General features: G+C 70.5%; 12 protein-coding genes. 8 read left to right on the forward strand and 4 right to left on the reverse strand.

Features of this window, described 5'->3' with window-relative positions; all coding sequences use genetic code 11:
* Positions 1–11 precede the first annotated feature (11 nt).
* From mutS to murJ, 3 genes are read left to right on the forward strand one after another with little or no spacing between them, the layout of a single operon-like run.
* Positions 12–2708: a DNA mismatch repair protein MutS gene (gene mutS, locus B3K53_RS13495; protein WP_292084976.1), complete on the forward strand. Its 2697-nt coding sequence runs from the start codon at positions 12–14 to the stop codon at positions 2706–2708.
* The gene (gene glnD, locus B3K53_RS13500) at positions 2705–5395 is read left to right on the forward strand and encodes a [protein-PII] uridylyltransferase (RefSeq protein WP_292084978.1); all 2691 of its coding nucleotides are present in this window, start codon (positions 2705–2707) and stop codon (positions 5393–5395) included. Before mutS ends, glnD begins: the two co-directional genes overlap by 4 nt.
* Before the next feature lie 31 nt (positions 5396–5426).
* A complete protein-coding gene (gene murJ, locus B3K53_RS13505) occupies positions 5427–7118 on the forward strand; it encodes a murein biosynthesis integral membrane protein MurJ (protein WP_292084979.1) in 1692 nt (563 codons plus the stop codon).
* An 856-nt stretch (positions 7119–7974) separates the two neighbouring features.
* On the opposite strand, the gene B3K53_RS13510 is transcribed toward murJ, so the two are convergent.
* Complete coding sequence (locus B3K53_RS13510; RefSeq protein ID WP_292084980.1) at positions 7975–8673, reverse strand: hypothetical protein; 699 nt, start codon at positions 8671–8673, stop codon at positions 7975–7977.
* A gap of 216 nt (positions 8674–8889) precedes the next feature.
* Here B3K53_RS13510 and trpS point away from each other — a divergent pair, with 216 nt between their 5' ends.
* The 3 genes from trpS (at position 8890) to B3K53_RS13525 (ending at position 11183) form a co-directional block, all read left to right on the forward strand.
* Positions 8890–9927 carry a tryptophan--tRNA ligase gene (gene trpS / locus B3K53_RS13515; RefSeq protein ID WP_292084981.1) on the forward strand — a complete coding sequence of 346 codons (1038 nt, stop codon included), beginning with the start codon at positions 8890–8892 and terminating at the stop codon, positions 9925–9927.
* A 71-nt stretch (positions 9928–9998) separates the two neighbouring features.
* Complete coding sequence (locus B3K53_RS13520) at positions 9999–10706, forward strand: GNAT family N-acetyltransferase (protein WP_292084982.1); 708 nt, start codon at positions 9999–10001, stop codon at positions 10704–10706.
* A 12-nt stretch (positions 10707–10718) separates the two neighbouring features.
* The gene (locus B3K53_RS13525; RefSeq protein WP_292084983.1) at positions 10719–11183 is read left to right on the forward strand and encodes an OsmC family protein; all 465 of its coding nucleotides are present in this window, start codon (positions 10719–10721) and stop codon (positions 11181–11183) included.
* A 4-nt stretch (positions 11184–11187) separates the two neighbouring features.
* Here B3K53_RS13525 and B3K53_RS13530 read toward each other — a convergent pair whose 3' ends face one another.
* The 3 genes from B3K53_RS13530 to B3K53_RS13540 are packed head-to-tail and all read right to left on the reverse strand — an operon-like array spanning position 11188 to position 13375.
* The gene (locus B3K53_RS13530) at positions 11188–12111 is read right to left on the reverse strand and encodes an NAD(P)/FAD-dependent oxidoreductase (RefSeq protein ID WP_292084984.1); all 924 of its coding nucleotides are present in this window, start codon (positions 12109–12111) and stop codon (positions 11188–11190) included.
* On the reverse strand, positions 12080–12568 hold the full coding sequence (locus B3K53_RS13535) for an Rrf2 family transcriptional regulator (RefSeq protein WP_292084987.1): 489 nt from the start codon (positions 12566–12568) through the stop codon (positions 12080–12082). The genes B3K53_RS13530 and B3K53_RS13535 overlap by 32 nt, the downstream gene beginning before the upstream one ends.
* Before the next feature lie 57 nt (positions 12569–12625).
* Positions 12626–13375 carry a dienelactone hydrolase family protein gene (locus B3K53_RS13540; RefSeq protein WP_292084988.1) on the reverse strand — a complete coding sequence of 250 codons (750 nt, stop codon included), beginning with the start codon at positions 13373–13375 and terminating at the stop codon, positions 12626–12628.
* A 179-nt stretch (positions 13376–13554) separates the two neighbouring features.
* Between B3K53_RS13540 and B3K53_RS13545 the strand changes: the two genes are divergently transcribed.
* Complete coding sequence (locus B3K53_RS13545; protein ID WP_292084989.1) at positions 13555–14133, forward strand: PadR family transcriptional regulator; 579 nt, start codon at positions 13555–13557, stop codon at positions 14131–14133.
* A complete protein-coding gene (locus B3K53_RS13550; protein ID WP_292084991.1) occupies positions 14130–14945 on the forward strand; it encodes a siderophore-interacting protein in 816 nt (271 codons plus the stop codon). The genes B3K53_RS13545 and B3K53_RS13550 overlap by 4 nt, the downstream gene beginning before the upstream one ends.

The raw sequence follows: 14945 nt of genomic DNA on the forward strand, positions 1-14945 counted from the left end.
CTGCGCGGCGTATGAACGCGCCCCTGTCCCATCCCCCGCAAGTCGATCTGAAGCCCGACGCCGGAACCACCCCGGTCATGGCGCAATTCCTGGCGGCCAAGGCCGATCAGCCGGACGCCATCCTCTTCTTCCGCATGGGCGACTTCTACGAGCTGTTCTTTGACGATGCGGTCAAGGCGGCGGCGGCCCTGGGCATCACCCTGACCAAGCGCGGCAAGCATCAGGGCGAGGACATCCCCATGGCCGGGGTGCCGGTTCACGCCATGGACGGCTATCTGGCGCGGCTGATCCGCATGGGTTTCAAGGTGGCCATCTGCGAGCAGCTGGAGAACCCGGCCGAGGCCAAGAAGCGGGGCTCCAAGGCGGTGGTGCATCGCGGCGTGGTGCGGGTGGTGACGCCGGGCACCCTGACCGAGGACAGCCTGCTGGATGCGCGCGGCGCCAACCGTTTGGCCGCCGTGGCGATCCGCAAGGGGCGCGCGGCGGTGGCCGTCGTCGAGCTGTCCGCCGGGGCGGTGGACTCGGTGGCCTGCGACCTGAGCGATCTGGGCGCGGCGCTGGCGGCCTTCCGGCCGTCCGAAGTGCTGGTCCCCGACCGCCTGTTTTCTGACGACGGCTTGAAGGGGGCGCTGGACGGCTCCGGCGGGGTGGTTCAGGCCATGCCCCAGGCCCTGGCCGAGCCGGTCGGCGCGCGCGACCGGGTGCAGCGGCTCTATGGCGTCTCGGCGCTCGACGGTTTCGGGGCCTTCGAGGAGGCCGAGGTTTCGGCGCTCGGCCTGATCGCCGCCTATCTGGAGACGACCCAGGCCGGCAAGATCCCGGCCCTGGCCCCGCCGCGCCGCTCGGGCGAGAGCGGTTTTCTGGCCATCGATCCGGCGACGCGCCTCAGCCTCGAGATCGACCGCACCCAGAGGGGCGAACGCGACGGCTCCCTGCTGCACTGCATCGACCGCAGCGTCACCTCGGGCGGGGCGCGGGCCCTGGCGGAACGCATTTCGCGGCCCCTGCGCGACCCGGCGGCGATCAACGCCGGGCTGGACGCGGTGGAATGGCTGCTGGAGCGGCGCGACCTGCGGCGCGATCTGCGCGACGGGCTGCGGTCCTCGGCCGACGTGGCGCGGGCCACCTCGCGTCTGGCCCTCGGCCGCGGCGGACCGCGCGATCTGGCGGCCATCCGCTCGGGCCTGACGACGGCGCAAGGCTTGGCCGGCCTGTTCGCCGCCGCGACGCGCGATCCTCTGGCCGGGCCGCCCGCGCGGGTTCTGGCCTGCCTCGACCGGCTGACGCTGGGCGGAGAGTTGTCGCACCTGCTGGCCGATCTGGTCGACGGCCTGATGGGGGAGCCGCCGCATCTGGCGCGCGACGGCGGCTTTGTGAACCCCGGCCACCGCCCCGAACTGGACGCCGCCCGCACCCTGCGCGACGACAGCCGCCGCGTGGTCGCGGACCTTGAGGCCCGCGCCGTGGCCGAGAGCGGCGTGGCCTTCAAGGTGCGCCACAACGCCGTCCTGGGCTACTTCCTCGAGGCCTCGGCCAAGGCCGCCGAGAACCTGCTGCGCGCGGGGCCCGACAGCCCCTTCATCCACCGCCAGACCCTGGCCAATCAGGTCCGCTTCACCACGGTCGAACTGTCCGAGCTGGACGCCAGGATCAGCCAGGCCGGGCATCGGGCCCTGGCCATGGAGGGCGAGACCTTCGAAGCCTGGCGGCGCGAGGTCGCCCGTCTGGCCGGACCGCTGCAGGGCGTGGCCGAGGCCCTGGCCGAACTGGACGCCCATGCGGCCCTGGCCGAATGGGCCGAAGAGGTCGGCGCCGTCCGCCCCGTGGTCGACGACAGCCTCTGCTTCGACGTCGAGGCGGGGCGCCACCCGGTGGTCGAGGCGGCGGTGACGGCCCAGGGCGACCCCTATACGCCCAACAACTGCCGCCTGGCCGGCGACGGCGCCGGAGCCTCGCGCCTGTCGATCGTCACCGGCCCCAACATGGCCGGTAAGTCGACCTTCCTGCGCCAGAACGCCCTGCTGGTGGTGCTGGCCCAGGCTGGGGCCTTCGTGCCCGCGCGCGCCATGCGGCTGGGGGTGGTGGACCGTCTGTTCAGCCGTGTGGGGGCTGGCGACGATCTGGCCCGCGGCCGCTCCACCTTCATGATGGAGATGGTCGAGACCGCCGCCATCCTGACCCAGGCCACGCCGCACAGCTTTGTCGTGCTGGACGAGATCGGACGCGGCACCGCCACCTATGACGGCCTGGCCATCGCCTGGGCCACGGCCGAGGCCCTGCACGAGACCAATCGCGCGCGGACCCTGTTCGCCACCCACTATCACGAGCTGGCCCAGCTGGAGGAAAGGCTGGACCACGTCTGCAACCTGTCGATGAAGGCGCGCGAATGGAACGGCGACCTGGTCTTCCTGCACGAGGCGGTGCCCGGCGCGGCGGACCGCTCCTACGGCGTGCAGGTGGCCAAGCTGGCCGGGGTGCCGACGGCCGTGGTCGGTCGCGCCCGCGAGGTGCTGGAGCGGCTGGAGAGCGAAAAGGCGGCGGCGGCGCGTCTGGACGACCTGCCCCTGTTCGCCGCCGTGGCCGAGCCTGCGCCGGCGCCGATGAACTCGGCGCTGGACGACGCCATGGCTGGGATCGACCCGGATGAGCTGTCGCCGCGCGAGGCGCTGGAGGCGCTGTATCGGCTGAAGGGGTTGTCGCGCTCGTGACCGGCGCGGCGGCCCTCGATCCGCGTCTGGTTCAGGCCGCCTCGGCGCCCGACGCCCGCGCCGCCGTCACCGCCGTTCTTCGCGAGAGTTTCGCCATTGACCGCGCCCGCGTCGCCCGGCGGCTGGAAGGCGGGATCGACGGGGCCGAGGCGGCGCGCCTCTACGCCGCCGCCGCCGATGTCATGCTGACCAGCCTGTGGCGGACGGCGACCGAGGTCCTGCATCCGGCGCCGCAGGATCGCCTCAGCCTGCTGGCGGTCGGCGGCTATGGGCGGGGCGTCCTGGCGCCCTTTTCCGATCTCGACCTGCTGTTCCTGCGGCCCGGCCAGATAGCCGGCGCTCGCGCCGAGGCGGTGATCGAGTTTGTCCACTATGTCCTGTGGGATCTGGGGCTGAAGGTCGGTTCGGCCTCGCGTTCGGTCGGCGAGACCCTGGACCTGGCCCGCAGCGACATGACGGTGCGCACCACCCTGCTGGAAGCCAGGGTGCTGGCGGGGGACGCCGCTCTCGGCGCCAACCTGCTGCGGCGGTTTCGCGCCGAAGTCGCCAAGGCCGATCCCCGCCCCTTCATCGCCGCCAAGATGGAGGAGCGCGACGTCCGCCTGCAGAAGACCGGGGCGGTGCGCTATCGCGTCGAGCCCAACGTCAAGGACGGCAAGGGGGGCTTGCGGGACCTGAACACCCTGTTCTGGATCGCCCGGTCGCTGGCGCCGGACAGCGAGCGGGGACAGGCGGCGCTGGAGGGCCTGTTGAGCGCGCGCGAGCTGCGCAGCTTCCGCGAGGCCATCGGCTTCCTGTGGAGCGTGCGCATCCATCTGCATCTGGCGGCGGGCCGTGCCGAAGAGAAGCTGACCTTCGACTTCCAGCCTGAGATCGCCCGCCGCATGGGCTGGCGCGGGCGTGGCGACGAGCTGGCGGTCGAGCGCTTCATGCGCCGCTACTTCCAGGTGGCGCGCGAGGTCGGGGCCCTGACCCGCGCCGTCTCGGCCCAGCTGGAGGCGCGCCAGCAGAAGAAGGCGCAAGGCCTGGCGCGCGGTTTGTCGCGGCTGATCCCGCGACGACGGGCCAGGCTGGCCTTCGACGGGCTGGCGATCGAGGGCGGGCGGCTGACAGTGACCGGCGGCTCGGTCTTCGCCCACGACCCGGTGCGGCTGCTGCTGCTGTTCGTCGAGGCCGACCGGCTGGATCTGGATCTGCACCCCGACGCCTTCGCCGCCGTGATCCGCGCCCTGCCTCTGGTGACCCCGGCGCTGCGGCGCGACCCGCGCGCGGCCGAGGCCTTCCTGACGGTGCTGGCGCATGGGCAGAGGCCCTATCGCGTCCTGTCGATCATGAACGAGACGGGCCTGCTGGGGCGGTTCCTGCCCGAATGGGGGCGGATCGTCGGCCAGACCCAGTTCAACATGTACCACGCCTATACGGTGGACGAGCACACGCTTCAGGCGGTCGGGGTCATCAACGACATCGCGCGCGGCAAGCTGGAGGCCGATCACCCGGCCTCGACCGCCATCATCCACCGCATCGCCGACATCGAGGCCCTGATGCTGGCCATGCTGCTGCACGACGTGGGCAAGGGCGGCGATCGGGGACAGCTGGAGGACGGCGCCATCGCCGCGCGTCGGGCCTGCGAGCGGTTGGGCGTCGACCCGCGCCGGATCGAGCTGGTGGTCTGGCTGGTGCGCCATCACCTGCTGATGAGCGACTATGCGCAAAAACGCGACGTCTCCGACCCCTCGACCGTGCGGGCCTTCGCCGAGGCCGTGGGCGACCCCGAGCGTCTGCGGATGCTGATGGTCCTGACCGTGGCCGACATCCGCGCCGTGGGGCCGGGCGTGTGGAACGGCTGGAAGGGGCAGCTGATGCGCGCCCTGTTCGAGGCGACCGAGGCCCTGTTCCGCGGCGACGCCGTGACGCGCGAAGACCCGCTGATCGACCACCCGGCCCTGGTCGAGCGGGCGCGGCGCGAAGGCGCGGCGGTCGAGGCCCTGCCGCCCGAAACGGCGCTGGAATCCACCGCCCGCGTGGCGGTGGCGGCGCTGGACCGGCCCGGCCTGTTCGCCGATCTGGCTGCGACTTTGGCGTTGGCCGGGGCCGACGTGGTCGGGGCGCGTCTGGCCACCGCCGAGGACGGCACGGCGCTGGACGTCTTCGAAATCCAGGATGGGGCGGGCGAGGCCTATGGCCGGCGCGAGCCGCGTCGTCTGGCCATCCTGGTCAAGGCGCTGGAGCGGGCGGCGCAGAAGGGGGCGCGGGCCTCGGCGGTCGAGACGCCGCGGGTCAGCGCCCGTCGCGCCGTGTTCGAGGTCCGCCCGGTGGTGCGCATCGACATGGAGGCCGGGACCAGCGCCGTGGTGGTCGAGGTCTCGGGGGCCGACAGGCCCGGCCTGCTGGCCGACCTGGCGCGGACCATTTCGGCCCATGGCTACTCGACCCGGTCGGCCCATATCGCCAGCTTCGGCGAGCGAGCGGTGGACGGCTTCTACATCACCGACGCCGACGGGGCGAAGCCGACCGACGCGGGGCGGCTGGAGGGCTTGAAGGCCGGCCTGCTGGAGGTTCTGGACCGGGCGCCGCAAGGTCCGGCGGGGCGGCGCATCACGCCAGTGCGGGCCAGCGTGCGCGACGTCTCCGATCTGGAGGGCGAGATCGGACGCAAGCCCGTATCCAGCGGGTCGCGGGCGCGCTAAGGCGTTTGTCGGGCGAGCATAGAGACCAGCCGTGAACGACAAGACCGATCCCATCGAACCGGCCGCGCCGATCTCGGCGGCCAACGCCACGGTGGAGCCTGTCGTTCAACCGCCCGCCGCCTCGACGACGGTGAAGGGGGGCGGCGTCATGCGCTCCTCGGCCATCTTCAGCGCCATGACCCTGCTCAGCCGTCTGGCCGGGTTTGCGCGCGACGTGGTCATATCGGCGGCCCTGGGGGCCTCGGCGGGACCGGCGGCCGACGCCTACAACACCGCCCTGAACTTCCCCAACCTGTTCCGCCGCATCTTCGCCGAGGGGGCCTTCGCCGCCGCCTTCGTGCCGGCCTACGCCAAGACGCTGAAGACCGAGGGCGAGGCCACAGCCGATCAGGTCGCCACCGACGCCCTGGCCGCCGTGGCCGCCGTCACCGTGGTCCTGACCATCGTGGCCCAGCTGACGATGCCGTGGCTGATGACGGTCATCAACATCGGCTTCCTCGACGATCCAGCGCGCTTCAAGCTGGCGGTGATCCTGACCCAGATCACCATGCCCTACCTGCCCTGCATGGCCATCGCCTCGCTGCTCAGCGGCGTGCTGAACGCGCGCGGGCGTTTCATCGTCTCGGGCGCCTATCCCATCCTGCTGAACCTGATCATGCTGGCCGCCGTCTGGCCGGTGAAGGGGGATCAGATCGAGGCCGCCTACGCCGCCTCCTGGGGTGTGGCCGTGGCGGGCGTGGCCCAGGCGGGCCTGTGCTGGTGGGCGGCGCGGAAGGCCGGGGCCAACATCCGTCTGACCCTGCCGAAGCTGACCCCGGCGGTGAAGGCCATCATCATCACCGCCGTCCCCGCCGCCATCGGCAACTCGGCGACCCAGATCAACGTCTTCATCTCGGGCAACCTGTCCAGCTTCGTCGCCGGCGGGCGGACCTGGCTGGCCACGGCGGACCGCCTGTATCAGCTGCCGCTCGGCCTCGTCGGCGTGGCCATCGGCATCGCCCTGCTGCCGCGTCTGTCGGCGGCGGTGGCGTCTCAGGATCACGGCCAGCAGCAGGCCTCGATGGACGAGGCCCTGGCCCTGTCCATGGCCCTGACCCTGCCGGCGGCGGCGGCCCTGATGGCCATGCCCTACTTCCTGATCGACGCCCTGTTCACGCGCGGCGCCTTCCTGCAGGTCGACGCCGTCAACACGGCCCAGGCCCTGTTCCAGTTCGGCTGGGGCGTGCCCGCCTTCGTCCTGATCCGCATCCTGGCCCCGGCCTTCTTCGCGCGCGGCGACACGCGTCGGCCCATGGCCTTCGCCCTGGTCTCGGTGGCGGTCAACGCCGCCCTGGCCATCGGCCTGTTCAACCTGGGCATGGGGATTTCCGGCATCGCCGCGGCGGTCAGCGCGGCGGCCTGGACCAACGCCCTCCTGCTCGGCGCGACCCTGTGGCGGCACGGTCATTACCGGCCCAGCCCGGCGGCGGCCTCGCGGCTGGCGCGCATTCTTCTGGCCAGCATCGGCCTGGGCGTCGTCGTCGGCCTCGCCTCCTGGGCGCGGCCTATGCTGCAGGGCCCGATCGAGGCCCTGCTGGGCGCGATCGGCTCGGATCACGGCGCCAAGGAGCTGACCCTGCTGGCCGTCGTGGCGGCGGGCGGTCTGACCTATGTGGTCCTGGCCTTCATGACCCGCGCGGTCACGGTCGCCGAGATCAAGGGCCTGATCCGCAAGGGCCGCTAGTCGAGGGGCCGGGCGGTCAGCGCGGTTGCGACGACCGCCTCCCTGCCACCGGCCACGAGGGCCGAGCGACGAGGCGTGATCCCTCGCGGACGATGTGAACTCCTCCGTTCTCGGATGAGGACATTAACCCCAGAGCGCGCTCGGTCTGGGCGTCCCCGCCGGTCTCAGTCGCTACGACTGTGGCGTGCAGCCGCTGTCCATTGGGAGGCGTCCGGAAGCTCCCTTCGGCGTGTCCGTCACGGAAACTGAGGTCGAGACGGCGGGGCGCGACGTCGCTTCCAACCCGCGGCTGGATCAAGACCGTTGCTTTCGCCAGTGCTGGGTTCGAAGTCTGGGCGAGGGCGCGGGTTTCGGCACCCTCGGGCCTCAGTTCCAGAGTCAGGATGGGCGGGACGCCTTCCTGCCGAATCGATGTGCGCTTGTAGAGCGGCAGGCAGATGGACCTCTCCCTGCCCGACCACTGAAATCCGGTCCTGGCGCCAAAGGCCTGAAGCGGTGCGTTGCCCATGCGCCGCCACCCGGCCGCAGCGGCGGGAACTACGCGCGGCCATTCGACGGAGCCGAGCGACAGATAGCCGCCGATCGGTGGTTCGTTGACGTCCTGCAGGATGCTCCAGTCACAAGCGCCATCGCTTGGGCTGGCGGAGAGTTGCACCAGGTAGGGCTTCTCGGCCGCGGGCGGCCGCGTCGCGCAACTCGCCAATAAGGCCGTCGTGAAGACTAGACCGATGCAAGTATGAGTATGGCTCATCAACCGATGATATTTGGTTGTGCGATGATCGGTCAACCACCATGCCCCAAGTCCCGCCACCTTATCTGGACCAAGGCGTCGGTCGGGTCCTTATGAACTGGACGGTCACCATGGCCGGGCGACGAGGCGTGATCCCTCGCGCTCGATGGAGTTCGCCTGAAGGCCTCCCTGCACGAGCACGTCCACAGCCCTGTCCGTTTGAGTCTCGCCATCGGCCATCGTGGCGACGACTGTGATCAGCGCTGGTTGACCGAGCGGAAGGGGCGGGAGCTGCCCCTCGGCTTGGCCGTCGTGGAACTGGAGATCCAGCCTCTGGGGCGGGAAGTCGCCTCGGGGCTTGTATGGGTGGATCATGATGCTCGCCCCCGCCAGGCCAGGGTGGAAGCTCTGGCCGAGTACGCGAGTGTGCGCACCATCGGGTGTCAATGAGAGGCCGAGAACCGGCGGGAGGACGCCTTCCTGCCTCACTACGGCGCGCTTGTAGAGCGGGAGGCAGACAGTCTCGCCTGCTTTGAATATCAACGACCCTGCGGTTGCGCCGAAGGCCAGCAGAGGAGCCTCTCGAGTGCGCCAGGATTTTCGGGCTACCGGCACAACATGCGGCCACCAGGCGCCGCCCAAGGGACCGCTGCCCGTTGGCCTGATGTTCGCGTCCTGCATCAGGCTCCAGTCGCAAGCGGCCTCACTGTAGCTGACGGACAACTGGACTATATAGGGCTTCTGGGCCGCGGGCGGCCGCGTCGCGCAGCCACTGATGACGGCCGTCGCGAGGATCAGTGCGGCGTAGGCGGGAGCATTCTTCATGGATCGACGCTATGCGAGATCGTCCAGCATGGTCAACGGCTGCGGCGGGCCGCTCTCGCCTTGCCCTTCGCGCCTTGAGGCGATAAGCGCGAAGGCATGGCTCATTCGGGACACATCTTCGTCGCCCGGCGATGGCGCGGCTGACTGTTCACCGCACGACCCCGCACGCCTGCGCGTGCGCCGAATCCAGCCTCTTCGAGTTCCGAGAACCCTCCCATGACTGACCAGACCCCGGCCCCCTACACCGGTCCGCGCCGCATCCTGTCCGGTATTCAGGCCTCCGGCGCCCTGCACCTGGGCAACTATCTGGGCGCCCTGAAGCGCTTCACCGAACTTCAGGACACGGGCGCGCCCCTGTTCGTCTTCGTCGCCGACATGCACGCCATCACCGTCTGGCAGGAGCCCGAGAAGCTGACGGCCCAGACGCGCGAGATCGCGGCGGCCTATCTGGCGGCGGGTCTGGACCCGGCCAAGGCCACCATCTTCCCGCAGTCGGCGGTGCCGGCCCATGCCGAACTGGCCTGGATCTTCAACTGCGTCGCCCGCCTCGGCTGGCTGGACCGGATGACCCAGTTCAAGGAGAAGTCGGGCAAGCACAAGGAACGCTCCAGCGTCGGCCTCTACACCTATCCGGTGCTGCAGGCGGCGGACATCCTGCTCTACAAGGCGACCGAGGTGCCGGTCGGCGAGGACCAGAAGCAGCATCTGGAACTGACCCGCGACATCGCCGCCAAGTTCAACAACGACTTCGGCGTGCCCGGTTTCTTCCCGCAGCCGGAACCCCTGATCCAGGGACCGGGCACGCGCGTCATGAGCCTGCGCGACGGTTCGGCCAAGATGAGCAAGTCCGACCCGTCGGACCTGTCGCGCATCAACCTGACCGACGACGCCGACACCATCGCCGCCAAGATCAAGAAGGCCAAGTCGGACATGGATGTCCTGCCCGACACCGTCGAGGGTCTGGACGGTCGGCCCGAGGCCAAGAACCTGGTGGCCATCTACGCCGCCCTGTCGGACACGACCCGCGAGGCCGTTCTGGCCGAGTTCGGCGGTCAGGGCTTCGGCGCGTTCAAGCCGAAGCTGGCCGAGCTGGCGGTGACGTCGATGGCCCCGGTCACGGCCGAGATGCGCCGCCTGATGGCCGATCCGGCCGAGATCGACCGCGCCCTGGCCGTGGGCGCCGAACGCGCCCGCGAGGTCGCGCAGCCGGTGGTGGACGAGGTCAAGAAGATCGTCGGCTTCTGGCAGGGCTGACCAGCCGTTTTCGGACGTGACGGCCTCGCGGCGGGTTTCGCGGCGGGGCCTTCGCGCCTAGATCAGCGGCCATGACCCATCCTCTTGATCGCGCCGTTTACAACGCCCTGACGACCCGCCTGTCGCGGTTCACGACGCCCGATTCCGGGCCGGACGCGGTGCGCCTCGATCCCGAGGTCGGCGTATTTCTGGCGGCGGCGGACGACAGCGCGGCCAGCCGCGAGGCGCTCGGCGTCCTAGCGCGACGCTACCCCGGCGCGGGACTGGTCGAACGCGAGGACGGACCGATGGCCGGGGTCCTGCCCGAGGGCGTGCCGGTCGCCGCCCAGGTCGCCCTGGTGCAGATGACGGCCACGGCGCTTACGCCGGTCGGCCCGACCGCGTCTCTGGACGACGTGATCGAAGTGCTGGGCGAGGCGGACGCCCCCGCCATGCTGGCGCTGGGGACCCTGACACGACCCGGCCCCTTCCGCTCCAGGACGCGTGAGCTTGGCCCCTTCGTCGGGATCAAGCGAGACGGCGAACTGGTCGCCATGGCCGGGCGGCGGCTGCGCATCGACGGCTTCACCGAGCTGAGCGGGGTCTGCACCCACCCGGATCATCGCGGCATGGGCTATGCCGCCGCCCTGTCGCGCGTGGTGGTCGGCGAGATTTTGGCGACGGGGGAAGCGGCCTTCCTGCACGCCTTCGCCGATCACGAAACGACCATCGCCTTCTATCGCGGTCTGGGATTTCAGACGCGGGCGCGCATGACCTATAGTTCGCTGGGCGAGGTCTAGAGGAGAGGCGGCATGAGCGGTCACGGCGCGACGGTGGAATGGACGCGGGGCGATCAGGCCTTCGCCGACAAGCGGTACAGCCGCGCCCATGTCTGGCGTTTCGACGGCGGGGCGGTGGTGCCGGGGTCCTCGTCGCCGGCGGGCGTGCCGGTTCCCATGTCGGACCCGGCGGGCGTGGATCCGGAGGAGGCCATGATCGCCTCCCTGTCCAGCTGCCACATGCTGTGGTTCCTGGCCTTCGCCGCCAACGCCGGTCTGGTCGTCGACCGCTATCTGGACGAGGCCTCGGGCGAGCTGGACAAGAACGAGGCGGGCAAGTCCTATCTGGCCCGCGTGGCCCTCAAGCCCGTCACGACCTTTACCGGCCGTCAGCCCGATCAGGCTGAACTGGACGCCCTGCACCACGCCGCGCACGAGCACTGCGACATGGCCCATTCGGTGCGGTCCGAGATCACCGTCACGGCCCGCATCGGCTGAAAGCTCAGGCCGTCTCCTCCTCGATCAGGGAGCGGAAGGCGGCGTGGGCGGCGGTCATGCCGTCCGTCGTCGCCAGGGTGATATTGCCCGCCGGCCGCGCCAGATCGCCGGCGGCGAAGACGCCCGGCTGACTGGTCTGCTGCTGGGCGTCGACCTTGACGATGCGGCCCATGGGGCTGTCCGTCATCTCGCAGCCCAGGCTTTCGGCGAAGCCGTTGGCCTGACGCACATGGGCGCCGACGAAGATGGCCTTCAGGGGGATGAAACGGCCGTCCGTCAGCCGCGCGCCGGTCAGGGTGGGGGCCTCGCCCTCCAGCCGCTCGAGGGGCGTGGGCTCGACCGAGACGCCGCGGCGGGCCAGCAGGCGGGCGTCGTCTTCACCCAGCCGCGTCGGGTCGATGAACAGAACCGCCTGGCCCCATTCGGCGACGATCATCGCATACTGGACCGCATGGTCGCCGCGCCCGAGGACGCCGATCGGTCCGCCGCCGATCTCATAGCCGTGGCACCAGGGGCAGTGCAGGGCGGTTCGGCCCCAGCGTTCCTTCACGCCCGGAAGGTCGGGCAGGACGTCCTCGACCCCGTGGGCCAGGATCAGGCGGCGGCCCCTAGTGCGCGTGCCGTCCGCGAAGGCGACCGCGAAGCCGCCGTCGATGCGTTCGACATCCACCGCCTCGGCCATGCGGAAGGCGGCGGTGGGATAGGCCGCGACCTGGGCGCGGGCGGCGGCGGCGATCTCGGTCCCCGGACGGCCGTCGTTGCTCAGGACGCCGTGGGCGCGGGCGGCGAACCGGTTTCTCGGCCGGGCGTCGTCGATGACCAGAACCCGGCGGCGCGCCCGCACCAGTTGCAGGGCGGCGGACAGGCCGGCGTAGGAGCCGCCGATGACGACGGCGTCATGGGGCATCGGATTTTCGCTGGTGCGCATGGAGAAGGTCTCTCTTGGGGTGGGCGGCCAGCCGGCGCGAAAAGTCCGCCGCCAGATCGGCCAGGGTGATGGAGTCCAGCCGGGCGGCCAGCAGGGCGCGCGCGGCCGCGTAGGTGTCGGACAGGGCCTCGTTGACGGCGGCCTCGATCAGGCAGCCCTCGGCCTCGACCGGCGGGGTTTCGGGCAGCAGGCCGGGTTCGCCGAGCGCGGCGTGGACCTGACCCAGGGTGACGCCGTCCAGCGGGCGGGCCAGCCGCCAGCCGCCGCCATGTCCCTTTTCCGAGACGACCAGCCCCTGGTCGCGCAGGCCCGCCATGGTGCGGCGGACGACGACGGGATTGGTCGACAGGCAGGCGGCCAGCATGTCCGAGGTCATGGGTTGGCCATGACGCTGCTCATGCTCGGCCATGTGCAGCAGGGCGTGGAGGATGTTGGACAGGCGGGAGTCGCGTTTCATGTAACTTCAATTGTTACGTGATACGTCCGGCGTCAAGACAGGCGGCGGAATTTGTTTTCAAGCGTCGGGCGCCACGTCCTTGAGGAAGGCGGTGAAGCGGCGCAGGGCCTCCAGCGTCAGCTCGGGGTGGTGGCGCATCGGGCCGTTGCTGGTCGGCTCGTCGAAGGCGTGGGTGCCGTCGGCGACCCAGCTTTCGACCTCGGAGCCGCAGTCGCGGATCATGGCGTTGACCCGTTCGGCGTTAGAGACCGTGGTCAGGTGGTCGCGTTTGGCCGTCATGGCCAAAACGCGCGGACAGTGCCGCCACGGCTTCATCCGGTTGAAGGCCCAGAAGCCGACATAGGGGTAGGCCAGCCAGACGGCCTTGACCCCCGACAGGTCGCAGTCGCCGGGATCGGCCACGCCGAGGCGGCCCGGTTGCGGGTCTTCGCTCATCATCTCCATGATCGACCAGCCGCCGTGGCTCCAGCCCGCCAGCGACAGCATGGCGGGATCGACGTCGGGCCGTTGTGAAATCCCCTTGATGGCGGCCAGCAGATCGCCCGCCCGCTCATAGCCGCGCAGCACCAGGCCGGTGCAGACCGTGGTCAGGGTGAAGGCCCGGTTCCAGCCCCTCGGCCCGTAGGAATCGACGATGAAGGCGCGCCAGCCCGCCGCCTTGGCCGCCTCGGCGTAGCGGGGCAGGTGGTCGCGCAGGCCGCCGCAGCCGTGGAACAGCAACACCGCCGGGCGCGGCCGGTCGTCATCGGGCCCGACCACGGTCGTGTGCGGTTCCAGCAGGGCCCAGCGGGCGTCGAGCGTATCCATCAGCCCAGCTTAGAGGTTCGCGATTTTGAAGAAAGGGGTCTTGCGGTTTCGATATATCGATATATCTCTGCTTCAGTTCGATATATCTAAGTGAAAGACGAGAGAGCGATATGAGAGGATCCAAGGGGATCGAAAATACGGGCCAAGGCTTCGGGCGCGGCCGTCATGGCGCCCACGGAATGCACTTCGGCCACGGCTTTGGACGGGGCGGCCACGGCCGTCATATGCGGCCGGAAGGCGGGCGCGGCTCGAGGGCGGAGGGCGAAGGCCGGATGCGCGGCGAGCGCCACGGGCGACGCGGCGGCGGACGCATGTTCGAGCACGGCGCCCTGCGCTGGGTGCTGCTGTCGATGATCGCCGACAAGCCGAGCCACGGCTATGAGCTGATCAAGGGCATCGAGAGCCGCATGGGCGGCACCTATGCGCCCAGCCCCGGCGTCATCTACCCCAGCCTGTCGCTGCTCGAAGACATGGGGGCGGTCAGCGTCGCCGCCGAGGGCGGCAAGAAGCGCTATGCCATCACCGACGAAGGCCGTCGCCTGCTGACGGAAAACGCCGAAGCCCTGGCCCACATCGAGATGAAGATGAAGGCCCTGCGCGGGCGACCCGATCGGCCCGCCCGCATCGCTCAGGCCATCGAGGCCCTGCGCAACGCCACGCATCTGCGCCTGACCCAGGAGCCGCCGCTGAGCGAGGCCGAGGTCGAGGCCATCGCCGACCTGCTGGAGGCGGCGGCCGAGAAGGTGCGTCAGGCATGAGCGAGACCCATCTGCGCCAGCCGCGCCGGGTGCGGCACGAGCTGAAGTTCCGCCGCGCCCGCGTCGAGGCGGTCGAGCAACTGACGCCGGTGCTGAAGCGCATTGTCCTGACCGGCGATGAGCTGGAGGGCTTCTTCAGCCCGGGCTTCGACGACCACGTGAAGATCTTTCCGACGCCGCGCGGTCAGGCGGTGGTCCTGCCGACTGTGGGGCCGGACGGACCGGTCTTCGCCGAGCCCAGGCCGACAGCGCGCGACTACACCCCGCGCGCCTTTGACGCCGCGAACCGGCGGTTGACCATCGACTTCGCGGTCGGTCACGGCGGCCCGGCCACGGCCTGGGCCGAGGACGCCCGGGTCGGGGATGAACTGGGTCTGGGCGGGCCGCGTGGCTCCTTCCTGATTCCGACCAGTTTTTCGCAGCACCTGCTGGTCGGCGACGAGGCGGCCATTCCGGCCATCGCCCGGCGGCTGGAGGAACTGCCCGCCGGGGCCAGGGCCGTCGCCTGCATCGAGGTCAATGATGCGGCGGGCGAACTGGATCTGCCCAGCGCCGCCGACGTCGAGATCGTCTGGGTGCACCGCAAGGGCGGGCCGCGCGGTCGGGCCGAGGCCCTGACGGCGGCGGCGGTCGCGGCGGCGCGGCGCATCGATCCGGCTGACGCCTATGTCTGGGTCGCCTGCGAGTCCACGGTGGCGCGGTCGATGCGTTCGGCGCTGCTGGCCGCTCGGCCGTTCAATCCGAAGTGGATGAAGGTGGCCGGTTACTGGCGTCTGGGCCGTGCGGGGTCGCATGAAGTGATCGAGGACTGA

The organism is Brevundimonas sp. UBA7506, assembly GCF_002479495.1.
Taxonomy (GTDB): Bacteria; Pseudomonadota; Alphaproteobacteria; order Caulobacterales; family Caulobacteraceae; genus Brevundimonas.

Coding starts and splice junctions, on each gene's coding strand:
- mutS (WP_292084976.1), top strand. CDS start 12: ATGAACGCGCCCCTGTCCCATCCCCCGCAAGTCGATCTGAAGCCCGAC.
- B3K53_RS13510 (WP_292084980.1), bottom strand. CDS start 8,673: ATGAAGAATGCTCCCGCCTACGCCGCACTGATCCTCGCGACGGCCGTC.
- trpS (WP_292084981.1), top strand. CDS start 8,890: ATGACTGACCAGACCCCGGCCCCCTACACCGGTCCGCGCCGCATCCTG.
- B3K53_RS13520 (WP_292084982.1), top strand. CDS start 9,999: ATGACCCATCCTCTTGATCGCGCCGTTTACAACGCCCTGACGACCCGC.
- B3K53_RS13525 (WP_292084983.1), top strand. CDS start 10,719: ATGAGCGGTCACGGCGCGACGGTGGAATGGACGCGGGGCGATCAGGCC.
- B3K53_RS13530 (WP_292084984.1), bottom strand. CDS start 12,111: ATGCGCACCAGCGAAAATCCGATGCCCCATGACGCCGTCGTCATCGGC.
- B3K53_RS13535 (WP_292084987.1), bottom strand. CDS start 12,568: ATGAAACGCGACTCCCGCCTGTCCAACATCCTCCACGCCCTGCTGCAC.
- B3K53_RS13540 (WP_292084988.1), bottom strand. CDS start 13,375: ATGGATACGCTCGACGCCCGCTGGGCCCTGCTGGAACCGCACACGACC.
- B3K53_RS13545 (WP_292084989.1), top strand. CDS start 13,555: ATGCACTTCGGCCACGGCTTTGGACGGGGCGGCCACGGCCGTCATATG.
- B3K53_RS13550 (WP_292084991.1), top strand. CDS start 14,130: ATGAGCGAGACCCATCTGCGCCAGCCGCGCCGGGTGCGGCACGAGCTG.